This window comes from Myroides sp. JBRI-B21084 (assembly GCF_030545015.1).
In the GTDB taxonomy this organism is placed as follows: domain Bacteria; phylum Bacteroidota; class Bacteroidia; order Flavobacteriales; family Flavobacteriaceae; genus Flavobacterium.
The window spans coordinates 2,257,111-2,282,835 of sequence record NZ_CP120653.1; the positions used below are offsets into that span (position 1 = coordinate 2,257,111).

20 protein-coding genes and 2 tRNA genes are annotated in these 25,725 nt (G+C 35.6%); 8 read left to right on the top strand and 14 right to left on the bottom strand.

Annotated elements, in window-relative coordinates; genetic code table 11:
• Window positions 1-156 precede the first annotated feature (156 nt).
• The 3 genes from rpmF to pdxA all read right to left on the bottom strand — a co-directional run bounded on the left by rpmF (window position 157) and on the right by pdxA (window position 2,063).
• Entirely contained in the window at window positions 157-351 is a 195-nt protein-coding gene (rpmF, locus tag P3875_RS10865) for a 50S ribosomal protein L32 (protein ID WP_091522482.1), read from the bottom strand.
• Window positions 352-360: 9 nt separating this feature from the next.
• Complete coding sequence (locus P3875_RS10870; protein WP_303443986.1) at window positions 361-948, bottom strand: YceD family protein; 588 nt, start codon at window positions 946-948, stop codon at window positions 361-363.
• A gap of 71 nt (window positions 949-1,019) precedes the next feature.
• Entirely contained in the window at window positions 1,020-2,063 is a 1,044-nt protein-coding gene (gene pdxA, locus P3875_RS10875) for a 4-hydroxythreonine-4-phosphate dehydrogenase PdxA (protein WP_303443987.1), read from the bottom strand.
• A gap of 55 nt (window positions 2,064-2,118) precedes the next feature.
• On the opposite strand from pdxA, the gene P3875_RS10880 reads away from it, so the two are divergent.
• Window positions 2,119-2,709: a riboflavin synthase gene (locus P3875_RS10880; protein WP_303443988.1), complete on the top strand. Its 591-nt coding sequence runs from the start codon at window positions 2,119-2,121 to the stop codon at window positions 2,707-2,709.
• A gap of 35 nt (window positions 2,710-2,744) precedes the next feature.
• Here the strand turns inward: P3875_RS10880 and P3875_RS10885 are convergent, their stop codons facing one another.
• From P3875_RS10885 to P3875_RS10910, 6 genes are all read right to left on the bottom strand, one after another.
• Window positions 2,745-3,389 carry a carbonic anhydrase gene (locus P3875_RS10885; RefSeq protein ID WP_303443989.1) on the bottom strand — a complete coding sequence of 215 codons (645 nt, stop codon included), beginning with the start codon at window positions 3,387-3,389 and terminating at the stop codon, window positions 2,745-2,747.
• An 85-nt stretch (window positions 3,390-3,474) separates the two neighbouring features.
• Complete coding sequence (locus P3875_RS10890) at window positions 3,475-4,110, bottom strand: carbonic anhydrase family protein (RefSeq protein WP_303443990.1); 636 nt, start codon at window positions 4,108-4,110, stop codon at window positions 3,475-3,477.
• Window positions 4,111-4,136: 26 nt separating this feature from the next.
• Entirely contained in the window at window positions 4,137-5,726 is a 1,590-nt protein-coding gene (locus P3875_RS10895; protein WP_303443991.1) for a SulP family inorganic anion transporter, read from the bottom strand.
• Window positions 5,727-5,791: 65 nt separating this feature from the next.
• Window positions 5,792-6,124, bottom strand: coding sequence for a hypothetical protein (locus P3875_RS10900; protein WP_303443992.1), 333 nt, complete (start codon window positions 6,122-6,124; stop codon window positions 5,792-5,794).
• A 112-nt stretch (window positions 6,125-6,236) separates the two neighbouring features.
• Window positions 6,237-6,307, bottom strand: a tRNA-Gln gene (locus P3875_RS10905).
• A 30-nt stretch (window positions 6,308-6,337) separates the two neighbouring features.
• Window positions 6,338-6,408 (bottom strand) — tRNA-Gln (locus P3875_RS10910).
• Between the two features lie 180 nt (window positions 6,409-6,588).
• On the opposite strand from P3875_RS10910, the gene P3875_RS10915 reads away from it, so the two are divergent.
• Genes P3875_RS10915 through P3875_RS10925 form a run of 3 tightly spaced genes read left to right on the top strand, consistent with a single transcriptional unit; the run spans window position 6,589 to window position 12,179 of the window.
• On the top strand, window positions 6,589-9,906 hold the full coding sequence (locus P3875_RS10915; RefSeq protein ID WP_303443993.1) for a glycosyltransferase family 117 protein: 3,318 nt from the start codon (window positions 6,589-6,591) through the stop codon (window positions 9,904-9,906).
• 44 nt (window positions 9,907-9,950) lie between these two features.
• Window positions 9,951-11,003 (top strand): thiamine-phosphate kinase, encoded by a 1,053-nt coding sequence (gene thiL / locus P3875_RS10920; protein ID WP_303443994.1) that lies wholly within the window; start codon window positions 9,951-9,953, stop codon window positions 11,001-11,003.
• A gap of 15 nt (window positions 11,004-11,018) precedes the next feature.
• Window positions 11,019-12,179 carry a hypothetical protein gene (locus P3875_RS10925; protein ID WP_303443995.1) on the top strand — a complete coding sequence of 387 codons (1,161 nt, stop codon included), beginning with the start codon at window positions 11,019-11,021 and terminating at the stop codon, window positions 12,177-12,179.
• 41 nt (window positions 12,180-12,220) lie between these two features.
• Here the strand turns inward: P3875_RS10925 and aspA are convergent, their stop codons facing one another.
• From aspA to P3875_RS10940, 3 genes are all read right to left on the bottom strand, one after another.
• Window positions 12,221-13,615, bottom strand: coding sequence for an aspartate ammonia-lyase (gene aspA / locus P3875_RS10930; RefSeq protein ID WP_303443996.1), 1,395 nt, complete (start codon window positions 13,613-13,615; stop codon window positions 12,221-12,223).
• Between the two features lie 69 nt (window positions 13,616-13,684).
• A complete protein-coding gene (locus P3875_RS10935; protein WP_303443997.1) occupies window positions 13,685-14,041 on the bottom strand; it encodes a YraN family protein in 357 nt (118 codons plus the stop codon).
• Entirely contained in the window at window positions 14,041-14,937 is an 897-nt protein-coding gene (locus tag P3875_RS10940; protein WP_303443998.1) for a S66 peptidase family protein, read from the bottom strand. The genes P3875_RS10935 and P3875_RS10940 overlap by 1 nt, the downstream gene beginning before the upstream one ends.
• Window positions 14,938-15,071: 134 nt before the next feature.
• Here P3875_RS10940 and P3875_RS10945 point away from each other — a divergent pair, with 134 nt between their 5' ends.
• From P3875_RS10945 to P3875_RS10960, 4 genes are all read left to right on the top strand, one after another.
• Window positions 15,072-15,482 carry a BrxA/BrxB family bacilliredoxin gene (locus tag P3875_RS10945; RefSeq protein WP_303443999.1) on the top strand — a complete coding sequence of 137 codons (411 nt, stop codon included), beginning with the start codon at window positions 15,072-15,074 and terminating at the stop codon, window positions 15,480-15,482.
• 82 nt (window positions 15,483-15,564) lie between these two features.
• The gene (locus P3875_RS10950; protein WP_303444000.1) at window positions 15,565-16,296 is read left to right on the top strand and encodes a lysophospholipid acyltransferase family protein; all 732 of its coding nucleotides are present in this window, start codon (window positions 15,565-15,567) and stop codon (window positions 16,294-16,296) included.
• A gap of 31 nt (window positions 16,297-16,327) precedes the next feature.
• Entirely contained in the window at window positions 16,328-17,332 is a 1,005-nt protein-coding gene (locus tag P3875_RS10955; RefSeq protein ID WP_303444001.1) for an acyl-ACP desaturase, read from the top strand.
• Between the two features lie 100 nt (window positions 17,333-17,432).
• A complete protein-coding gene (locus P3875_RS10960; RefSeq protein WP_303444002.1) occupies window positions 17,433-18,077 on the top strand; it encodes an HD domain-containing protein in 645 nt (214 codons plus the stop codon).
• A 380-nt stretch (window positions 18,078-18,457) separates the two neighbouring features.
• On the opposite strand, the gene P3875_RS10965 is transcribed toward P3875_RS10960, so the two are convergent.
• Window positions 18,458-20,434 carry a T9SS type A sorting domain-containing protein gene (locus P3875_RS10965; RefSeq protein WP_303444003.1) on the bottom strand — a complete coding sequence of 659 codons (1,977 nt, stop codon included), beginning with the start codon at window positions 20,432-20,434 and terminating at the stop codon, window positions 18,458-18,460.
• 339 nt (window positions 20,435-20,773) lie between these two features.
• On the bottom strand, window positions 20,774-25,564 hold the full coding sequence (locus tag P3875_RS10970; RefSeq protein WP_303444004.1) for a T9SS type A sorting domain-containing protein: 4,791 nt from the start codon (window positions 25,562-25,564) through the stop codon (window positions 20,774-20,776).
• Between the last annotated feature and the right edge of the window lie 161 nt (window positions 25,565-25,725).

Below are 25,725 nucleotides of genomic sequence, written 5' to 3' on the forward strand. Positions count from 1 at the left end.
AACTTAATGTTCAAAAAAGTTGAAAAAGTGGTGAAAATTACAAAAAAAATAGCAAATAGCATTGTTTTTAGTCAAAAAATGCTGTTTTGGGTGTAATTTGTAATGATGTTAAACTAAAAAGCTCTCGCATTGCGAGAGCTTTTAATTTTTTATAAATTAAGCTACAGCTTCTGTTTTGTCTACTAAAACTTGACCTCTGTAATATAATTTTCCTTCATGCCAGTAAGCTCTGTGCATTAAGTGTGCTTCACCAGTAACTGCGCAAGTACCAATTGTTGGTGCTACAGCTTTGTAGTGTGTTCTTCTTTTATCTCTTCTTGTTTTCGAGGTTTTTCTTTTAGGATGTGCCATCTTACAATATTATTTATCCGTTAATAGTTGTTTTAATTTATCCCAGCGTGGGTCAATTTCTTTATTATTGTCCGAATTTTCTTCGGTTTCGTTTGTTTCTTCTTCTAAAAAATCATCTTCGTTTATCATTTCTAGATCATCGCTGTCTAAAAAATCTAAATCGTCTTCAAATTCTTCTTCATAGTCTGCTGCAATGTCGGGGTGTACGCGTTTGTACGGAACCGATAGAGCAATCATTTCATAAATGTATTGTGCTACACTAAATTGGAATTCGCCAAAAGGTAAAATTAATAACTCGTCGTTCTCATTATTAAATTCGTTTCCAAATTTTACTAAAAGTTTCAATGTGCCTTCTATAGGTAAATCAAAATCTTCGTTGGTAACATCGCACGGTACATTTACGGTGCCTTTGTGTGAAAAATCAAGCTCTAACATGGTTTGTTTTTTTAACAAGTTTACAGTTACCTGTATGTTAGTGCTGTTAAATTCACTGTAATTGAATAGATTGAAAAAATCGTTTTCAATAGTATATTCAAATTGATGTGTTCCTAGTTTTAACCCAGAAAACTGAATTAAAAAATCTTTTTCACTTATCATAACCATCTATTTGAGCGTGCAAAGATATAAAAATAATTTAATTACAAACAGTTAAATTGTTTTTTTTGTTATTAAACATTTGAAACCTTTAAAGGGTTAGCTGTGCTTTGCAAATACTCGTTTTTATTTTTGTAAATATCTAAAGCGGTGTACACTGCGTTTTTAAACGATGTAAAATCGGCAATGCCTTTGCCTGCAATGTCATAAGCGGTGCCGTGATCTGGCGATGTACGTATTTTGTTTAAACCTGCAGTGTAGTTTACACCTGTGCCAAAAGTTAATGTTTTAAAAGGTATTAATCCTTGGTCGTGGTAACAAGCAACTACTGCATTAAAATTTGTGTGTTGTTCTGATCCAAAAAAAGCATCGGCAGAGTAGGGTCCGTAAACAATAATATTTTCGTCGAACAATTCTTTAACGGTGTTGTTGATAAATGTTTGTTCTTCGGTACCAATAATGCCGTTATCGCCACTGTGCGGATTTAAACCTAATAATGCAATACGCGGTTTTATTACATTAAAATCTTGTATTAACGATTGGTTTATGGTGCGAATTTTTTGTTTAATTAATTCAGGTGTTAAATGTTGCGATACGTTTTGTAAAGGCACATGATCTGTTAATAAACCTATTTTAATATCATCGCTTACCATAAACATTAAAGCGTTGCCTTCTAATTCTTGGTTTAAATAATCGGTGTGGCCTGGGAATTTAAATTCATCAGACTGTATGTTGTATTTGTTAATTGGTGCAGTTACTAAAGCATCAATTTCGTTATTTTTTAAGGCTTGGGTTGCTGCCATGAACGATTTTATAGCGTATTGCCCAACTGTATCGTTTAGTGTGCCAAAGTCTAAATTTACACCTTCTTTCCAAATGTTTAATACGTTAAACTTTCCTTTTTGAATTTGGTCTAACGAATCAATTCCGTGAATATTTGTGTTGCAGTTAATTATCTTTTTAATAAAAGATAATAATTTGGCATTTCCAAAAACAACTGGTGTGCAAAATTCCATCATGCGTTGGTCTTCAAAAGTTTTTAAAATAACTTCAGGGCCAACACCGTTCATATCGCCAATAGAAATACCTAATATAATATTTTCGTCTTTTTTAATCATGCGTTGCGCTAATTATTGCTAATTTTGTTACAAATTTAGTAAAATTATTCTACTTATGTTTACTGGTATTGTTGAAACTCTTGGAGTTATCAAAAAAATAACACACGATAAAACAAATGTTAACCTATATATTCAAAGTGTTTTTACACATGAATTAAAAATTGACCAAAGTGTGGCGCATAATGGCGTTTGTTTAACGGTAGTTGCAATTGATGGCGATATTTATAAAGTAACTGCTATAAAAGAAACCATTGATGTTACTACTATTGGCTTTTGGAACGAAGGTGATGTGGTGAATTTAGAACGTGGAATGCCTATGAATGCGCGTTTAGACGGACATATTGTACAAGGACATGTTGATGAAACTGCCGAGATTATAAAAATTGAAGAGGTAGGGGGTAGTACTTATTTTAGTTTTATGTACAGTGATAAAGCGAAACATGTTACTATTGATAAAGGATCAATCACGGTTGATGGTACCAGTTTAACAGTTGTAAATTCGGGTGTTAATACGTTTAGTGTGGCAATTATTCCTTATACTTTAGAAAATACGCTTTTTAAAACTTATAATTTAGGTACAAAAGTAAATTTAGAGTTTGATGTAATTGGTAAATATGTTACCAAATTAATGCAAATAGGTAAATAAATGTATAAAAAAATCGGTTTGTAAAACCGATTTTTTTATTTGTACGCAAATACGTTTCCTAAAGTATTGTTGTTTGTAAAGGTACAGTTTTGGTCTATTAATTCACCTGTACCAATATTAATTACCATACCGTGTACTGCTAATTCTTGACCGTTTTTCCAAGCGTTTTGTACAATTGAAGTACGGCATAAGTTTGAAACTTGTTCTTGAACGTTTAATTCAACCAAACGGTCGGTTTTAAGTTGTTGATCTTCAATTGCATCAATTTCGTTAGCGTTTATGCGGTAAACGTCTTTAATGTGTTGCAGCCAGTTGTCTATGATTCCAAATTGCGAACTACTTAAAGATGCTGCTACACCACCACAACCGTAATGACCTGCTACAATAATATGTTTTACTTTTAACACATTAACGGCATAATCTAATACCGAAAGCATGTTCATATCTGAATGTACACATACGTTAGCAATGTTTCTGTGAACAAAAACTTCGCCAGGTTTGGTACCTGTAATTTCGTTAGCAGGTACGCGGCTATCAGCGCAGCCTATCCATAAAATTTCGGGATGTTGCCCTTTTGCTAATTGTTGAAATCGACCCGATGAATCGTTCTTTACAAAATCGACCCATTCTTTATTGCCCTGAATAATTCTGTTAAAACTTGTACTTAAATCGTTACACATGATATTTTTTGTTTTAAGCTAATATACATAAATAAAAAAACCAGTGAAAAAAATCACTGGTTTTTATAGTAAATTATGGACTGTTTTATAAAAATGCAACTAATCCAGTTTCAACATCGTAGTTAGCTCCAACTATTTTTATTTTGCCTTCTTGTTCTAATTTTCTTAATGTAGAACTTTCTTTGCGAATGTTTTCTATGGTGTTTAATACATTGTGGTGGTTTAGTCGTTCTAAAAGATCGGTGTTGTTTGAAGAACGCTCTTCGCCTTCTTTAATAATGTTTTTAATAATAGGGTCAAAATGACCAACTAAGTGGTTTAAGTTGTCCATTCCTAAACTTTCAATGGCTTGCGCGTCTAAACCGCCTTTTAAAGCACCACATTTGGTGTGTCCAAGTACAACAACCAGTTTAGAGCCAGCAACGTTACAGCCAAATTCCATAGAACCTAAAATATCTTGGTTAACAAAGTTTCCGGCAATACGTATGCTAAAAATATCGCCCAAGCCTTGGTCAAAAATCAATTCGGCCGATGTACGGCTATCAATACAGCTTAAAATTACAGCAAAAGGCCATTGTCCTGCGCGGGTATCGTTTACTTGTGCTAATAAATCGCGGTTAGCTTTTAGATTTTTTACAAAACGAAAGTTGCCTTCTTTTAAAATTTCTAGTGCTTTTTCGGGTGATATTGTTGCTTGTGTTTCTGAAGTATGTGCTTTCATTTTTTATTTATTAAGATTAGATTACTTTACATTGCTCTGCGGTGGTTAATTACGATATGTGACTCTTGATCTATTTCGTAATCACGGTAGGTAGTTTTAAAACCAATTAATTCAACTTGTATGTTTTCTTCTTTTGCGCGTACATTGGCAAAATCCTGAATCATTTCTAAAACATCGGTAGTGATATACGATGTTGCTCGTGCATCAATAATTAATTTTGAATTTGATTGAATGTTTTTTAAGGTTTTTTTTATGGCAGCCTTGTTTAAAAACGAAACTTCTTCAGCTAGTTTTATGGTTATTTCGTCTGCATCATTTAGTTTTTCACGGTTTAAATAATAGGCACGTTTCATATTACCTTGTAAAATGTAAATTACCGAAATAGCCAAACCTATACCAACTCCTTTTAATAAATCGGTAAAAACTACGGCTAAAACAGTTGCTACAAATGGGATGAATTGATACTTGCTATTGTGCCAAAAATGTTTAAAAGTTGCAGGTTTTGCTAGTTTATATCCTACTAAAAGTAAAACGGCTGCTAAAGTAGCTAACGGAATTAAGTTTAAAATAAACGGAATAGTTAATACACAAACTAAAAGCAGTACGCCATGTATAATTGCCGAAGTTTTTGATGTTGCGCCTGCGTTCGCGTTTGCAGAACTGCGAACAACAACCGATGTCATAGGTAAACCGCCTATTAATGAGCTAACTAAGTTGCCAATGCCTTGTGCTTTAAGTTCTAAATTGGTATCGGTAATGCGGCGTTTTTTGTCTAATCGGTCTGATGCTTCTATACATAATAAAGTTTCAATTGAAGCTACTACAGCAATAGTGGCTCCAACAATCCAAACCTTCGGATTTAAAAAGCCATTGAAATTTGGTAATGTAACAAGGTTTTTAAATTCGGCAAAGCTTTGTGGTACAGGTAGTGTTACCAAATGTTCGGCAGTAATAGCTAAGTTACTATTGGTAATTATAAAAAGTTGATTTAGTAATATACCAACTACCACTGCAACTAAAGCACCAGGTAGCATTTTAATTCTTTTTAAGAAATCTACTTTATCCCAAGTTAATAAAATAGTAAGTGATACCAAGGTTACAACAATTGCGCCTGGGTGAATAGCATTAAACAATTCGGTGAAATATGCGGGGTTAAAACCGTTTTTAAATAGCGTTAAATTACCTTCGTAATCTTTATCAAAACCTAAAGCATGCGGAATTTGTTTTAAAACAATAATAATTCCAATACCTGCTAACATACCTTCTATTACATTGTTTGGAAAGTAATTAGATATGCTGCCTGCGCGAATAAAACCTAAAATTAATTGTAAAATTCCTGCAATAAAACCAGCGCATAAAAATAGGTCAAATGCATTTAAATCGGTAATTGCAGTAAGTACAATAGCCGATAAACCAGCTGCAGGACCAGAAACTGATATGTTTGAATTGCTAATAGATCCAATTACAATTCCACCAATAATTCCACCAATAATTCCTGATAAGGGTGGTGCGCCTGAAGCTAATGCAATTCCTAAACATAAGGGTAACGCAACCAAAAATACAACCAATCCGGGCGCAAAATTTTCAGACAACTCTGTCTTTATATTTTTTTTCATAAATTCTATAATTTTTAAACATGTAAATTCTTGCATTTGTAGTAAAATGCATAAGTAGTTTGTAATTATAGTTTATGTTCGGGTGGTGGTAAGGGTATTTTAAAAGCCAATGCGTTTTTAAAACGTTGGTCTAAAGTGCAATAATGCAGATTAAAATTTTGAGTGTTTTTGTGAATGCTTTTGTAGTTAAAAACAAAATGGTAATGAAAATCTTTTTCTTCTTCTTCGTTTACGTTATTGTTTGTTTTGGTTTTTGTTTTGCTGTTGCATTCTTCTTCATTAATTATTGACGTAGATGTGTCTGTATCGTAATTTAAAGCAAACGATATAGTAGGCGTAAATAAAAACAACGCAAAAAGAAAAAGGGTTATTATGTTAAAAAACTTAAACGCTTTCATACGCTGGCAAATTTAGCCGAAAACTTTTAATTATTTGATGTGATTTTATGTAAATTAAAGTTAAGATTTGCTTATAAAACAAAAAAAACATCCCTTAGTTGGGATGTTTTTGTTGGTCTACTAGGACTCGAACCTAGAACGACTGAACCAAAATCAGCTGTGTTACCATTACACCATAGACCAATGGTATTTTTATTTAAAAAGTTTTATTAGTTGGTCTACTAGGACTCGAACCTAGAACGACTGAACCAAAATCAGCTGTGTTACCATTACACCATAGACCAATAAAACTTGCAATTGTAAAACCTTGTTTGGTTAATTATTGCGAGTGCAAATGTAGTACAAAAAAAGAAAAGTGCAACAAAAACGTAGAATTTTTTTAAAAAAAAAATAAAAAAGTCTATCAATAAAAAAAAAACGTTTTCTTTGTAGTTCTTACTAAAAAAGTACAAAATAAAGCTATTATGTTGACTATCAATTTTAAAAAGTGGAATGCCATAACAGGATGGGTTGCATTTTTAATTGCACTTACAGTTTATACTTTAACATTAGAACCTACCGTTAGTTTTTGGGATGCAGGGGAATACATTGCAACTTCTGCTAAGCTTGAAGTTGGTCACCCACCAGGTGCACCTTTATTTCAAATGTTAGGTGCTGTTGCCGCAATGTTTGCAACTTCGCCAGATAAAATTGCAGCAATGGTTAACTGGGTTTCGGCGCTGTCTAGTGCATTTGCCGTATTGTTTATGTTTTGGTCTGCTACTAATATTTTGCTTAAAGTAGTTTCAATTGGTACCGAAAAGCTTACAAATAATACTGTAATTGCAGTTTTAGGTAGCTGTTTAATAGGTGCGCTAACCTTTACTTTTTCTGATACGTTTTGGTTTAGTGCTGTAGAAACCGAAGTGTATGCAATGGCTACATTTATGCTATCGTTATTATTGTGGTTAGGTTTACGTTGGATTGATGCTTATGATGAACCACGTGGTAATAAATGGTTGTTATTAATTGCTTTAGTAGTAGGTATGTCGTTCGGTGTACATTTTATGGCATTGTTAGCAATTCCTTCAATCGGTTATTTGTATTTCTTTAAAAAATATCCAAAAGTTACCATTAAAAACTTTATTATTGCGAATATAGTTGTAGTTGCGGTTTTGTTGGTTGTTTTTGGATTTTTACTTCCATATACTATGATTTTCTTCGGAAAATCGGAAATATTCTTTGTGAATTCAATTGGTTTACCGTTTAATTCGGGTACTATTATTGCTTTTGCTGTTGTTGTTTCTTTATTTGTTTTTGGGTTGAAAATCACTCGCGAAAAACAAAAACATTTTGCTAATACAGTCATACTTTCGGTATTGTTTATCTTTATAGGATTTTCTTGTTGGTTAATGTTGCCAATTCGTTCTAATACTCAAATTCCAATCAACGAAAACAAACCATCAGATGCTGCTGAACTTTTAGACTATTACAATCGTAAGCAATATGGAGAACGTTCGTTGTTTTATGATACTTATTTTACCATAAAATATGGTGCCGATTTAGATGAAAATAAACCTTATAAAGACGGTAAAATAAATTACGAACGTGACGAAGCTACTGGAAAATACATTGTAGTAAGCGATAATAAAGATACCGATCCTAATTATGCAAGTCGTTTTAAAGGTTTTTTACCGCGCCTTTGGGAACCCGATATGGCTGTAAACTACATGGCGTTTACAAAACCAGTGACCTTTACATTAAAACCCGAATACGCATCAGAGCCTGAATTGGTTGAAATGGCTTCGCAATTAAATGCACAAGCACAATCAAACCGCATCAGCATGCGCGAATACGATTATTATTTAAAACAAATGGGTGAATATATTACGGTAGAAAAACCAAGTTTTACCGATAATATAGGTTTTATGTTTAATTATCAGTTTGGTTACATGTACACACGTTATTTAATGTGGAATTTTGCCGGACGCCAAAACGATATTCAAGGGAATAACGACCGTATGAACGGTAACTGGATTTCGGGCATCAAGTTTTTAGACGAAATTCGTTTAGGTTCACAAGAAAACTTAACTTCTGATATGCTTCAAAACAAAGGTAGAAACGTATATTATATGTTGCCTTTTATTTTAGGTTTATTAGGGTTTATTTTTCATTACCGTAAAGACCCTAAAACGTTTTATGTGCTGTTAGCGTTGTTTTTATTTACAAGTTTTGCTTTAAAAATATTCTTGAATGAACGCCCTTTTGAACCTCGTGAACGCGACTATGCAGTTGTAGGCTCATTCATGGTTTTTGCTATTTGGGTTGGTTATGGTGTTTATGCGATATATGAATTTTTATCGAGCAAAGTAAATGCAAAAGTAGCCTTACCTTTGGTTTTAGGAGTTACCTTTTTAGCATCACCGGTATTAATGGCAAAGGAAAATTGGGACGACCACGACCGTTCTGAAAAATATACTGCTTTGGCTTTAGGTCGAGCATATTTAGATTCGTTAGAACCAAATGCCATTATTTTTACAATTGGCGATAACGATACCTTCCCACTTTGGTATTTGCAAGAAGTTGAAGGTTACCGTACCGATGTGCGCGTGGTATGTACCACTTTATTACAAGCAGAATGGTATATTGATCAAATGAAAGTGCGTTCATACAATTCCGATCCATTAAAAATTCGTTTTAAACACAAACAATACGCAGGTGAAAACTTATATTATGCGGCAATCACTCCTACTGTTGATGAACGTTTTGATGTAAATACTGTTTTAAAATTCATTGCATCGGATGATGAAAGAGGCAAAATGGAAACCGAAAGTGGTAAATTCATTACTCGTATCCCAACCAATAAGTTAAGCTTGCCAGTTAACAAAGAAAAAGTGTTGAAAAACGGTATTGTATCGCAAAAATTTGCAAACGATATTGTAACTGAAATACCAATTGATATCAATTCTAACGCATTATACCGTATGCGTATTATTATGTATGATATTATTGCAAACAACAATTGGGACAGACCGGTTTATTTTACTGGAGGATCAATAACTGATGAAGACTTCTTGTGGATGAAAGATTACCTGCAATTAAACGGTTTGGTATATCAATTAGTGCCTGTAAAGGCAAAACGTATGTATACTGATCATCCGTTGTATATAGGATCAATTGATACCGATAAAATGTACAATACCGTTACCAAATGGTATTGGGGTAATTTTGGAAGTACCGCAATTTATCACGATCCTGAAACACGCAAAAACGCAATGAATTTTAGAATTAATTTAACGCGTTTAGCTGAACAATTAATTGAAGAAGGTAAAATGGATAAAGCCAAAACTATAGTTGATTTGGCTATGAAAAATTTCCCAATTGAACAATACATTCCTAACGATGCAAACGGAAGTTATTTTACAGTAGAACCATTTGCAGAATTGTATTATTTGCTTGGCGAAAAACAAAAGGCAGCTGCAATAGCTACAAAATTGTTTACAAAAGCAGAAGAAAGTTTAAAATTTTATAAGGCGATGCGCTTAAATGAGCAAAGAGAATTTGCTTCGGATATTATTTTTGCTTTTGAAACCGCTTATCGCATAATTGATAATTGCAAAATGCATAAGGATACCAAAACCGCTAACGCATTAACAAGCCGTATTGCACCTTTTGAAAAACACTTTGCTAATTATTTACAAGCCTACAAACAACAAAAAGAAGAAGAGGCCGAAATGATGAAAAAGGAAGCTGAAATGATGCAAGATTCTACTAAACAAACGGTAGATTCTGTTAAACAATAAATTTTGAAGACGGATTAAACCCCGTCTTTACTTATTTTAGAAATATGTTAGAAAACAAAGATCAAAACAAAACCGCGTTAGCTCAGTTAGGAGAATTTGGTTTAATTAATCATATTACCCAAAACTTTACAATTCAACAGCAATCAACCATAAAAGCAATTGGCGACGATGCCGCTGTGTTAGATTTTAAATCGAAAAAAACGCTTGTAACTACTGATTTTTTGGTAGAAGGCGTGCATTTTGATTTAAGTTACATGCCATTGAAACATTTAGGTTATAAAGCAGTAGTAGTAAATATATCAGACGTATGTGCTATGAATGCCACTCCAACTCAAATCACGGTTTCTATTGCTGTTTCTAATCGTTTTCCGTTAGAAGCAATCGAAGAATTGTACGAGGGTATTCGCTTGGCTTGCCAATTTTATAAAGTTGATTTAATTGGTGGCGATACCACATCAAGTACAACAGGTTTACTTATTAGTGTTACTGCTTTAGGCGAAGCAAACAAATCCGAAATTGCGTACCGTTCGGGTGCAAATGAAAACGATTTGTTGGTAGTTACCGGCGATATAGGATCGGCTTATATGGGCTTGCAGGTATTAGAGCGCGAAAAGCAAGTGTTTTTGGTGAATCCAAATAATCAGCCCGATTTAGAAAATTACTCCTACATAGTTGAACGCCAGTTAAAACCTGAAGCGCGTACCGATGTGAAAGATTTGTTGGCAAAATTAAACGTGCAACCAACAGCCATGATTGATGTGTCCGATGGCATTTCTTCAGAAATTATGCATATCTGTAAAGCATCAAACGTAGGTTGTAATTTGTACGAAGAAAAGCTACCTTTAGATCCACAATTTATTAATGTTTGTGAAGAATTTAATTTAGATAGTACAACCATTGCTATTAACTGCGGCGAAGATTATGAGTTGCTTTTTACTATTGCAATGACCGATTTTGATAAAATTAAAGGAAATCCGAACTTTACCGTAATTGGTCACATGACTGCCCAACAAGAAGGAATGCATTTAATAACACGCGAAAACACTAAGCTACCATTAAAAGCGCGCGGTTGGAACGCGTTAAACCAAGAAGATTAATACAAATACATATTTATGAAAAATTTCTTTATTATTTTAAACATGTTTGCTTGTGTAAGCGTATTTGCACAGTCAAAATTTGAATCAGGATTTTATATTGATAATTCTGGTACTAAATTTATAGGTGAAATTTCAGAAATTAACCCAAATGTTTTTCCTTCTGAGTTTTACTTTAAAAATGAAAACGGTGAAACTAAAATTCAAACCAACACTGTTAAAGAACTTAAATACGGAGTTTTACTTCTTGAAAAAAAACAATTTAAATTCGACCCTACAATACGTTTTGAAATTCAAAATTTAAATTCAGAAAGAGAGTTTAATTTAGTAAATGCATATGATTTTGTAGAACTACTCGTAGATGGTGATTTTAAGTTGTATCGTTACAAAAAAAATGGTGTTTCTACTTTTTTATATCAAAATTTGAATGGTGATTTAGTTCCATTGTTATATAAAAAATATGTAACGCAAAGAACTACCATTATTGAAAATAGCGAATTTAAAAAGCAGCTGTGGAGAGAAGTTAAAAATGAAAAATATACTAGTTTTGATCGATACACTTATTTAAAATACAGAGCTGATGACCTAGAAGATTATTTTAAAGAAGCAAACGGAATTTCATTTAAAAGAGAAAAGAAAGGACAAGTAATTTTTAATTTATACGCAGGTTATTCAATGCATACCATGGATATTTCTTTTTTATCCGATTTACCTGCAAAAACACATCAAGGGTTAACAATAATGCCTGAAATTGAATGTTTGTATAATCGCAATGTTAAAAACCCTGTAGGATTTTATGTGAGTGCTAAGTTACATTCTTTTAAAGAGAATTTTGTTGAACCGTATGAAAGATACAACTGGAATCATAAGGTAGATTATCAATCAATATTTGTTACATTAGGTGTTAAAAAGTATTTTATGTCTACCAAAAAGGTACAGCCTTTTGCTAAGTTTGGTTTTGCAATAAACAATCCTATAAAAGGAAAAATCGAGTCACCAGTAGATTCATGGCGTTTAAATCTTATTGTTTTAGAAAGATACAGCGGAGGGTTTAATTCAGGAGTTGGTGTTAAACTATATAACAAATTTTTACTAGAAGTAGATTATGATTTTGCTTTTAAAACAGCTTATATAGATAAAAATACAGCGTTAAATTTAAAAGTTGGATATTCTTTCTAAACAAAAAAACCAGAATGTAAAAATTCTGGTTTTTTTGTTTATTAATGTGAATTCAACATATTTTTAGGATCTAAATAGCGATCTAATTCTTCTTTGGTAAGTATGTTTTGTTCTAAAATTAAATCGTACACACTGCGGTTTTCTTCTAACGCTTGTTTGGCAATTTTAGTACTGTTTTTATAACCAATTATTGGGTTTAAAGCAGTTACAATACCTATGCTGTTTTGCACTTCGGCTTTTAAATGTTCGGTGTTGGCTGTAATTCCTTCAATACATTCTACACGCAATGTTTCAATGGCATTGGTTAAAATTTCAATCGATTCAAATAGCGTTAATGCAATAATAGGTTCCATTACGTTTAATTGTAATTGACCTGCTTCGGCTGCTAAGCATACGGTTGTTTCGTTGCCAATAACTTTAAAACACACCTGATTTACTACTTCGGGTATTACTGGATTTACTTTTCCAGGCATTATAGACGAGCCAGGTTGTTTAGCGGGTAAGTTAATTTCGAACAATCCTGTACGGGGCCCCGATGCCAGCAAGCGCAAATCGTTACAAACTTTAGAAAGTTTAATGGCTAATTTTTTTAAAGCTCCTGCATAAGCTATAAAACTACTGGTGTCTGATGTAGCTTCAACCAAGTTTTCGGCCATTTTAACGGGTTCGTTAAGAAAAGTGGCTAATTTTTCGGCACATAATTGTGCGTATCCTTTTGGTGCGTTTAAACCTGTGCCAATGGCAGTTGCCCCCATGTTTATTTCTAAAAATTGATAGGCTTGACTTTGAATAAATGGAATTTCTTTTTTAAGAGTAATGGCAAAAGCTTCAAATTCTTGTCCTAAGGTCATAGGCACAGCATCTTGCAATTGGGTGCGCCCCATTTTTATAACGTTTTCAAATTCTTTTGCTTTGCGATCTAAACTAAAAAAAAGTTTTTCAAGCGAATCAGTAATTTGTTTAGATGATTGAAATAAAGCTAGTTTTAAAGCAGTGGGGTAGGCATCGTTTGTTGATTGCGAAAGGTTTACATGATCGTTAGGCGAACAAAATTGATAAGTGCCTTTTTCATGTCCCATGTGTTCTAAAGCAATGTTGGCAATAACTTCATTTGCATTCATGTTTACCGATGTTCCTGCGCCGCCCTGAATCATATCAATAGGAAACTCGGTTAAATGTTGTTCATTTAAAAGTGTATTGCAAGCAAATGAAATGGCATCTTTCAACGTACTGTTAATTAATCCTAATTGAAAATTGGTTTCAACAGCAGCTAATTTTACTAATGCTAACGATTTTATAAAAACAGGGTAGTGGTTTAATTTGTAGTTTGATATTTTAAAGTTGTTAATGGCGCGTTGCGTTTGTACGCCGTAATAGGCTTTTTTAGGTACTTGTAAATCGCCCAATAAGTCTGTTTCTGTTCTAAAAGAATTCATACTTTTTTATTTAAAAGTACAAAAATGTTTTCTTTTATCCTTTAAACAGCGCTTATATTAACAAAAATTTTAAAAAAAGTAATAGGCGTTTGTTATATGGTTAATTTCGGTTTCTGCGCCAATAAGTATCGATATAATATCTAAACTAACTTCGTAATCTAAATTTTTACTTTCAATAAAAGCGTTTGTAGCTTCTAAAATAAGCTTTATTTTCTTATTGTTTACAAAGCTTTCAGGTTCGCCAAATGCAGTTGATGTTCTTGTTTTTACTTCAATAATTGCCAATATATTTTCTTTGGTGGCAATAATATCAATTTCGGCTTTTTTGTAACGGTAATTTGTTTCTAAAATGGTATATCCATTTTTAACCAAATACGTTTTAGCTAAGTTTTCACCTGCTTTACCAATGTCGTTGTGTTGTGCCATTAATCATAGGTTAAAGTTGTGGTGGTTGCATTGATATCTAAAGTTACGTTAGTACCTAATTTTAATGCGCGATTATCAGGGATATGACCAGCCGGAAAATCAAAACAAATAGGAAAGTGGTATTCTTTACACAGTGCTAATATAATTTGTTTCACGTCATAGCCAAAAGGTATTTGGTTGTCGTGCATATCGGTCATTCCACCAATAATCAATCCATTTAAATCATCAAAATAACCATTGCGTTTTAAGTTGTAAAACATTCTATCTATATGATACAAATATTCGTCTAAATCTTCTAAAAATAAAATTTTACCTTTTGTGTTTATTGTCGATTTTGAACCCAATAAACTGTAAATAATAGATAAGTTACCACCAACCAATTCGCCTTTAGCAGTCCCCATTTTATTACTTGCGTTAGTTGGGATTGTAAATTGGTAAGGAGTGTTAAAAAGGGCGTTTTTTAAAGTTTCTTTAGCAGTTTCTAACGCATTTGGTACCGAAAAGGGCATAATGGCATGTATGGTAGTTACTCCTAAATTGTGAATATGGCTATGTAAAACGGTAATATCACTAAAGCCAATAATCCATTTTGGATTTTTTAAAAAAGCAGTAAAATCAATAGCATCAATAATTCTAACCGTACCATAACCACCGCGCGCCACCCAAATGGCTTTAATATTGGGGTTGTTTAACATTTGTTGTAAATCGTTGGTACGCAGCAAATCGGTGCCGCCTAATTGGTTTACGTTAACATCTATAGTTGCGCCAAATTCAACTTGCAACCCCCATTCTTCTAAAAGAGCAACTGCGTTTGCAGCCGCATCGCGTGAAAAACTTCTGGCGGTACAAAGTATGCCAACCGTATCGCCTTTCTGTAAGTATGCTGGTAAAATCATGTTCTATGTTTTAAACAAATGTATTAAATCAGAATTTGTTCTTTATAAAACAAATAACATTTCTTTAAGTTTTCTTCCTATTTATATATAGTTTAAATTCATTAAATTTGTGAAAAATTTTAAAATACAAAATTATGTATCCAGAAGAAATAGTAAAACCAATGCAAGAAGAATTAACTTCGGCAGGTTTTGAAGCATTATATACAGCAAACGAAGTAACAAACGCATTGGCACAAGAAGGTACTACATTAGTAGTAGTAAATTCGGTTTGTGGTTGTGCAGCACGTAACGCACGTCCGGGAGCAGTTATGAGTTTAAGCAACACTAAAAAACCTGCAAACATTGTTACTGTTTTTGCAGGTGTTCATAAAGAAGCAGTTGACGCAGCGCGTGAAAAAATGTTTCCTTTTCCACCATCATCACCATCAATGGCATTGTTTAAAAACGGCGAATTAGTGCATATGTTAGAACGCCACCATATTGAAGGAAATCCTGCTGAAATTATTGCAGAAAATTTAAAAGAAGCTTATAACGAACATTGTTAATTATTAGTTTTATATACACAAAAATCTACTGAATTTCGGTAGATTTTTTTTTTGTTGTATATTTGAACATAAATTGTATAAAGTGCACAAAATTATTTCTTATCCGTTAAGTATCATATATTATTTATTATTAAGTTTTAGTTTGTTGTTGTTTCACCCTATACAATGGGTGTGCTTAAAATTATTTGGTTATCAGGCACATAAAACAAGTGTTGATTTGTTGCAATGGTGTTTAATGCGCAGTGCAAATATATTAGGAACAACATTTAACGTGCAAGGGCGTGAAAAGCTACCCTTAAACCAACCAATTATTTATGTTGCAAATCATCAGTCAATGTTTGATATTGTATCAATCATTTGGTTTTTAAGAGCAACACATCCTAAATTTGTAAGTAAAAAAGAATTAGGAAAAGGCATACCAAGTGTTTCGTTTAATTTAAAACACGGTGGATCGGTTTTAATTGACCGAAACGATCCAAAGCAAGCACTTCCCGCAATAAAGGGCTTAGGACAATACATACAAAAGTACAAGCGTGCCGCTGTGATTTTTCCAGAAGGAACACGTTCTAAAAACGGAAAACCTAAACGTTTTTCAGAAAACGGCGTGAAAATGCTTTGTAAATTTGCACCCGATGCCTATGTAGTGCCTTTAACCATAAACAATTCATGGAAAATGTTCCGCTTTGGCATGTTTCCAATGGGCTTAGCAAGCGCTATAAAATTACAAGTACACGATGCTATTAAAGTATCCGATTGTGATTTTGAAACGCTGTTTAATAAAACAACAGAAACCATAATTTCTGATATAAAATAACGCAACAATAGTTGTATAAAATAGTAAACAAATGTCAATTCAAAATGTTCGGTTAGAAGTAATGCAGTTCTTAGAAAAGAACATCGATTCTTTTGTACAGAATTATTTAATTCCTGTAGAAAAAATCTGGCAACCTTCAGATATGTTACCCGATTCACAAAACGAAAATTTTCTTGAAGAAGTTAAAGAATTACAAGCATACGCTAAAGAATTACCTTACGATTTTTGGGTGGTTTTAGTAGGCGATACCATTACCGAAGAAGCTTTACCAACTTACGAGTCGTGGTTGTTAGATGTGGACGGAGTTGACCAACGCGGCGGTGAAAACGGAGATGGAAACGGATGGGCTAAATGGATACGCCACTGGACAGGCGAAGAAAACCGTCACGGTGATTTATTAAATAAATATTTATATTTATCGGGCCGCGTGAACATGCGCGAAGTTGAAATTACAACACACCATTTAATTAACGATGGGTTTGATCCAGGTACCGACCGCGATCCGTATAAAAACTTTGTATTTACCAGTTTTCAAGAACTAGCAACTTACGTATCGCACAACCGCGTGGCACAAATGGCTAAAAAATTTGGCGACCATAAGCTTTCTAAAATTTGTAAATTAATTGCTGGCGATGAAATGCGCCATCACCATGCTTATTCTGAATTTGTGGAACGTATTTTTCAAGTAGATCCTTCGGAAATGATGAATGCTTTTCATTACATGATGAAGAAAAAAATTACAATGCCTGCAAACTTAATTCGCGAATCGGGTGGGGCAATAGGCGATGCTTTTCACCATTTTTCAGAATCGGCTCAGCGCATTGGCGTGTACACCTCTATGGATTATGTAGATATCTTAAACAAATTAATTAAGCGTTGGGAAATCGATAAAATAAATAATTTAACCGACGAAGCAGAAAAAGCACGCGATTATTTGATGAAATTACCCGATCGTATGGCTAAATTAGCCGATCGTATGAAAATTGCCGATGAATCACATGTTTTTAAATGGGTTACACCTGCAATTATTAAATAAATCAACAAGCCGATAGTAATATCGGCTTTTTTAATTTTTTATTCTCAACCTTTGTTTCTTTGAACGTTAAATAAATTTCAATACTAGTTAATATTATAAAATGAATTACATTCAACAAACCATACAATTTGTAAAAGCCGAATTAGAAGGGGCCGAAGCTGGGCACGACTGGTTTCATATTCAACGCGTTTACAAAAACGCTTTACACATTTTAAAAACCGAAAAAGCTAATGAACAAGTTGTGGTTTTAGCGGCTTTGTTACATGATATTGCCGATAGTAAATTTTTTAATGGCGACGAATCTATTGGGCCTAAAAAAGCAATGGATTTTATGACCTCTATTGATATAAACGATGAGGTTAAAAATCATGTGGTAAAAATTATTGAAAACATATCGTTTAAAGGCGGTAATTTTAATCGTAATTTTCATTCTATAGAATTGGATATTGTGCAAGATGCCGATAGATTAGATGCCATTGGCGCTATTGGTATTGCCCGTACATTTAATTACGGCGGCTTTAAAAACACCCCCATGCACAACCCCGATATTCCACCAAAATTAAACATGACTAAGCAAGAGTATAAAGCGCATAATGGCACAACTATTAATCATTTTTACGAAAAACTACTACTTTTAAAAGATTTAATGAATACCCAAACTGCTAAACACTTAGCCGAAAAACGCCATGCGTATATGCTGGGTTTTTTAGATCAGTTTTTTAATGAATGGGAAGGGAAGGTGTAATTTGTTGAAAGGGTTAATCGTTTATTTGATGATTTGTTGAATTGTTGAATTGATGATTTGGTTAATTGATGAATTGATTATGTTATGTTTCGTTTGTCACATTGAGTCTGAGGTCACTGAGCTTCGGTCACTGAGCTTGTCGAAGTGCCGAAGTGCCCAAGCATGGTGTGTAGTTTATTTTTCATAGTTATGTATGTTGTTGAATCGTTGATTTGTTTAATTGTTGAGATCCCTCGTTGCCTCGGGATGACAAGGAATAGTATAAAAATAATAAAAAAGGTGTTAAAAGCAGAATAACTCCGAAAGTCTTGAAACACTATCGGAGTTTGTTTATTTACATATTATAACTTTATAACCATTTCACTTTTTAACAATAAAACCTACTTCTTAACAACCTTTACTGTAGCGGTGCTGCCTTGGGTAGTGGTAACTTTTATAAAATACGTACCGGCTGTGGCACCGTGTAGGTTTATTTGGTTATTACTGTTAAAGTTGCCTTGTTGTATTTGCTGCCCCAATACGTTGTACACCTCATAGTTTTGTAGGGTTTCTGGGGTTTCTATATTTACAATATCGGTAGTTGGGTTAGGGTACAAGTTTACCTTTATGTTGTTAAACTTATCGGTGCTTACTGCTGTACCGCAGGTACTTGCTCCAAGCTTTGCTACAAAAAAATCATAATAACCAATACTACCTAACGTATTTACAGTGCTACCACTTGTAAACAAACTGCCTTGATAGCCACCGCCTACTACATAGTTGCCGTCGTTATCTACAGCTACGGCTGTGAGCAGGTGGTTGTTACCTGTACTACCTTGAATATCGTGCATACCAATTACCGCACCCGTTTGTTTGTTAAAACGCATGAGTAGCGGGTCGCTTTCGTGACCTTGTGGGCGGTTGATACTAAAGCCGTCCCAAATGGTATTGCTGCCCATAGTAGCAAATGCCACTTCGTTGGCATTATTACGCAATGCTAAGCCATAACCGTAGTATTGTCTGGTGTCTGCTGTGGGGAGGTTATAACCACTGGGTGTGCGTGCCCATTGCACCGTACCGCTGCTGTTTAACTTGGCAATAAAAGGCATGTTGCCATTTACTGAAAGACTAAAACTATACGGGTTTAGAGTTGGATTTTTAGAATTAATTATTTTTATAACGGTACCGCTTTTTCTGTTTATTTTACCGCCTATATAAATGTCGCCGTTGGCGTTATCTAATACCAAATCATTTATACTGTTACCGTCTAAAGAACCATCGATTTCACGGCGCCAGATTTCATTGCCGTTACTCGCATTTATTGCCAATATATACGAAACTTTGGTAAATGCCGTACCACCATAACTTAATGGAATAGGGGTATTGAAACCACCTTCTGAACGAAACCCTGCAATATAATAGCGATTATTAGTTTCGTCTAACCTAAAGCTACTATAAGAATCTACCAATTGAGAACCATAATCTAAAGGCAATGCCATACTACCCAACAACTGCCCGCTGCTGTTGTAACGCACCAAATAATATTTTAACTTGTCTAGTGCATTATATTGCGAGGGTACCGTTACGGTGTTGTTTAAATGGGTACCGTATAACAGCCCTACTATAAAATGTATGTTATCGTTACTGTCGATTACAATATCGCTTAATGATGAATCATCTGTTACATCTGATACATCTCCCTGTAAGGCCCGTTTCCATATAAACTGCCCGTTGGTATCGTATTTTGCCAAAAAGGTAGTTTTATAATAATCACTTACGGTAGTGGGTGTAGCAGGGGGTCCGGGTAGGGCTTCGGTAGTGCTGAAATGTACCGGATAATTAACAGAACCATGCATTACACTTGCCCCTACATATATATTGTTATTGCTGTCTAATGCTATTTTAAAAGCTCTATCAAAAGCTGCCCCCCCCCCAATTGCCTGACTCCAGCGCACTTGTCCATCGCAGGTGGTTGAAAATAAAAAGATATCGTTGTTGGTAGCGATGTTGTTATATACTATTACCGATTGCCCGTTTAATTGTGGGTTGCTACCGGCTATGCTGGCAACAAAATAGTAATTGTTGTTGTTGTCTATGGCAATATCATAAATTTGCTCTGCATAAATGTGCCACCCCCCACTAGACACGCCTGCGCCGCTACTGCCTCCTTTGATTGCCCATTGCCATTGGTAGGGTTGGGCGGTGGAGAATAAAGAGGAAAGAATAAAGAGGAAAGAGAATATTTTAAAATTAGAGAATTTGGAAATTTGGAAAGTAGGTGTTTTGTTTATTGAGACTCCTTCGGAGTGACAAGTCGGATGAGATGCTGAATCAAGTTCAGCATGACAAACTGTGTGTTGTTGTAGTTTATTTTTCATAGTTATATTGTTTAATCGTTGATCTGTTGAGTTGTTGAGATCCCTCGTTGCCTTGGGATGAAAAACTGTATCGTTATTTGGTTTTGGTTATTTCTTTTGTTTTAGGTTGGTTTATTTTTGGGTTTGGTAATTTGTTTTTGTTGTACTGACTTCTCGACTTCGCTCGAAGTGACATATAAAAATACTAAAAATAAAGTAAAATAACTCCAACAGTGTTTTAAACACCGTTGGAGTTTGCTTATGGTTTGTGCTTGGGCACTTCGGCACTTCGACAGGCTCAGTGACCTCAGGCTCAGTGACCGTAAGTCGTTTGACTTTATGACTCTAAGACCATATAGCTTACTTTTTAATTAATTTTTGTTGTGCCAGTACGGTATTGCCTGCTTGTAGGCGTACCATATAGGTGCCTGCTGCTAACTGACTTACGTTTAACTGCACTTCCCCTTTGGTGCCGTTGAGTTGCTGTTGTAATACTTGTGCGCCATTCAGGTTGTACACTGTTACAGCAGTGGCGTTTTGAGTGCCGGTGTCGTATTGTACCGTGGCTACATCAACCGCAGGGTTGGGTAACAACATAAAACTTGTTGTATTGTTAACTACTGTAGCGTTAGGTGCACTAATAGTTGGGGTTTCTGTAGCTGAGTTTGAACCTGTGCCAGAACTTGCTCCCGGACGGCAAGCAAGTACGGTGATTTGCGGAGCATCGGAATAATACCAACAACCGTTTTGAAAAATCCTTAAACGATAACTACCTGATTGTGTTACATATATCGGTGGAATTATATTGCTACCCTGTAAATAGATAGCGCTATTTTTAAACCACTGGTACCATTCATAGTTTCCTAAAGGTCCTAACAAGTACGCATTACTACTGCTACAAATTTGATAACAACCTTTTGGTACTACCCACAATACATTGTCTGGATATTTTGGAATATTCACAGTGCTTGTTGCAGTACAGCCGTTTGGCGCAGTGTAGGTAAGGGTATATACGCCCCCATCGAAGACTGTAATGCTTGCTGTATTCTTCCCATTACTCCAACTATAGGCGCCACCAGGTGCCCCCCCCATAGCTGTTAACGTGATATAACGCTGTACTGGTGGATTTAGAAAACATGTAAACGATATATCTATAAACAACGGATCTACTGGTGGATGCACCACCACCACTGCTTCAAACTTGCCGATACAATCGGTATCGCCAGAGCTGCGACGGGTTTCAAAGGCATAGGTATAAGTGCCCGGGGTGGTGCCATTATGCGTAATATCTAAATTATTTGCACCGCTTACCCAATTACCTAGAGGCCCTGCAATCGGGTTGCCGTTCAATGTCCAACGGTGTTGCGCAGTTGGATCGGTATAAATACCCACCAAGGTGGTACTTTCGCCATAACACACGTTGGTGTTGCCATTAACACTTGCAAACGGCGGTTTGCGCAATGTGTAGAGCACGGGTGATTTCACCAAGCTATAGTCTTTACAGCCGTTGGCATCGGTTAGTACCGCCCAGTAGCTGCCACTTTGGGTAGGCAGATAGGTGGTGCCTGTATGTACCACCTGATCGTCGCGCATCCAGGTGATAGAAGTGGGTGCCGGGTTTGATGGGCTCACCGGATTTGATAGTTCATATTTCAATGGTAGGGCATCGGTTTCACAAAAGTCCGGATCAGCCGGATCAATCCCACCATCAAATGCTGCTTTGTTAATCGTTACGCTTATAGGTGCAGATACAAACTCACAGCCATGATTGTTAATGATTTTTAAGGTAATAGTATGCGTTCCCGAATCGGTTATGTTGATGTAACTGCTTGCCGCTGTTGCTACATATTGAGTGCCGTTAAAATGCCATTCGTAACGGTAATTGTTGTTATACCCACCGGGTATGCTCACCAAGATAGGTTCTTCGGCACAATAGGTACTATTTTGCGCAGGCGTAACCACGTTGGTACTTGGCGGATTGTCGATTACAATCGTCACTTCGGGCTGGCAAACAGATATATTGGTTGGGGTAGTACCACTTAAAACCATTCTGTATGTATAAGTACCCGCTGTTTTGTTAAGCGTAACTGTTTGCCCTGTGCCTACCGAAACAGGGATACCGCTAGAAATATCAAAATATTCAATGTTGTTAGCATTAACAGAACGGTCAAACAACTTGGTGTTGTTTTTAAGTGCTATGGTATAGTTGCCATTGGCACCACAGGTTACGGCATAGCGTAGTATAGGCTCGTAATTTCTTTCAACTTTTATATCTCTTGAGAACCCATGGTCACAATCGTCATAGTAAGCCGTTACATGAATGTTGTGAATACCTGCACGGGTTATTTTATAGGTTGCTTTAAAATTAGTGGGTACAGGAGATGTTTCTAAAGTAATCCCTGGCTGTGATTGTGACCAGTTTACGTGGTCAATATTTGCAGGTTGACTGTAACTTGCGGTTACTTCAACTTTATCGCAGCTTATCCAATTATAGGTTAGGGTTGGTGTAGTGCTAAAACCAAGGTTGCAATGGCTGCCGTCGCCTGGGTTACCTGGATCTCCACCACCCGAACAGCCAAAAATATTGATGCTGTTTGAGGTGATGATACAGCCGTTGATATCGGTTACTTGTACGTAGTAATTGCCTTCTCCCGGAAAATTATTGCTATCAAAATTTAATTCTGAATTAGTACTTAAATAATTCAAATTACTAGTAATAATACCATCATCATGATACCATGTATAAACTCCGTCTGCCGTTACCCCTGTAGAAACAGTTGATTTAAGTTTTATTGGTTCTGTATCTGATGATGGTAAACAAAGACGTGTACCCCCGGCAACCTGGTAAATTTCTACCGAAGTTTTAGGCAGTATGGTAACGCTTTTATAGGCCGCTACCTTCATTGTACAGCCATACGGGTTAACTAATTTAACCGCCAACACACCTGCTACCGCATTGGTACCTGTTGGGAACAGTTGGGGTATGGTAAATGTATAATTAGTAGCACCTGATACGTAAGGCTCTGTTGTACCTTGTACTCCATTGTACTCAAATGCCCAATAGGTGCCCGGGTTGTTGGGTACTGTGGTGTTCATAGTTACGTTTACAACAATAGGGTCGCTAGGGCAAATAGCATCAATAGCACCAATAGTTAGGTTAACTTTAGGGTTTAAATAAATATTAATGGTTCTTATCTCTTCTACACCACATTTGGTAACGGTAAGTGTTAGCACGCCAGCAGTGTTGTTGTTACTTACTTCGTTTAAAGTTAACGTAACGGTGTTACTGTTTACACCGGCAATGATATTTCCAAAATTAGGAGGGGTAAGTTCCCACGCTATATGGTCGGGTACTACCCCGTTAAGGTCTGCCGTAAATGTATAAGTGCTGCTTGGGCAAAACGGAGATGTACCATTATTGTTTACAATAGCCGGGTTTAATACCAATTCCGTTACAGAATAGCTAACGCTTGGCGAGGTACAGATTACGCCCTTACGCAAATATTGTTTTTCTACGGTTACCGTGCCATTTGGTGCTGTAAAAAACACATCTACCTGCGATCCGCCATTGCTACCAATGATAGTGCCGCCCGAAACAGACCACGAGTAAATAGCCGCTGGATCGTTTTCGTTAATGGTGTATGTGTAAGGCACGTTTAAGCAAACGGTTTGTGTCCCCGTAATAGTACCTGTAATCTCGGGTATAGATAAAGCTTCTACAAGTACCGGATCGCCAATGCAGCCGTTGATTTCAGCGGTTACTACATAAGTACCTGCCTCGGCAAAGTCAAACGAAGTTGTAGCTGCCTGATCTGTATGTACCAGATTACTACCTAAGTAAATCTCCCAATTAACCGGATTTCCAGAGGCAGCATTAAAATTTACTGTTTGTGCTACGCAAAACACTAAAGGGTCGTTGGTTTGTATTACTGGTTTTTCGTTAACGGTTATTGTAAATTGTGCTTCACCACGGCAATTGTCTGCCAGTAATAAAGTATTGCGGTATTTAGCCGTTAATTGATAGGTACCTGCCGGCAAACTGCCCACTAATATTTCGTTTCTATTTGCAGTATGCGTTAAAAATTTATTACTAGGATCATCTGCAGAAACACCGTCAAGCGCCCATTCAAACTCTGTAGTTGGCCATTGGGGCAGCGTATATAATTGCTGGTCACCTTCGCAAAACACAGCCGGACCTAATATATTTGCTCGACTTATAATAACCGGGATTTGTTCATATATATAATAAGAAGAATGACAGTTAGATTGATACGTTAAATACCCCATACCCGTATTAGGATCAATATTATCCCAACGAACGTCTATATTTGGTGCAGTATTACTGCCTAAAATGGTTCCGCCACTAACCGACCATGTACCACCAGAAGGATCGTTAACGCTATAATTTTCTATATTACCTTCACACGTCATACTTATACATGAAAGAATAGGGCGCGGACAACCTGGTTGAGGATCATCTATAGACAGTGTTTTATAATAAACTGTAGTACAGTTACAGCTGTTAGCAACTGTTAGTCTCACCTGATAATTACCCGGTGCAGTATATTGATGTACGGGCTCAAAAGCAGTTGAAAGTTGTCCATCACCAAAATCCCATACATACGAAACTAGAGAAGTACCCCCATTTGCAGTTGAAAGGTTTTTAAAATTGATGTTTGAGTTTACTACAAATGATGTTTGATTAGGATTAGGCCCTTTAACTTGAAAAAAAGAATTTGGTAGGATGATTTTTTCTACGCAAAAGGTGCGTGTACTAACGGTGTTGTCATTGTAAACAATGGTAACGGTAATACTACCGTTTCCTTTTTCGCCCCAACTAACAGAAGCTTGGCTATTTGTTGCAGTATCTAAATCGCCACCAGAAATAGTCCAATCAACATGCGCAACATTTGATGCGTTTAATGAAAAAGTAACTCTTGATTTTTCACAAAAGCGAATGCAACTTCCGTCTAAAATATTTTCGGATAAGTTAATCCCTGTATAAGGAGGATACTGTTCGCCAGCAAGCATATCCTGCGGGTCATCATCATAAGTTATACAGCCCACCTGTTGATCCCAGGTAAGTACAGCTGTATTAGGTGTTTGTGCCTTTATACCTAAAGACAGCAGGAACATCAGTATAATGCCCATTCCCCTAATAAGGGGCAGAAAGGAATCTTTCTTCATAATTAAAGTAATTGAGTTAATATTTGTCTTAAGTATTTTGCATTGTAAGGCTACGTTTTTTGATATTTACCAAAAGCATATACATCTACACTTCATAATTAAATATCCAACGTAATGCTTTGGTT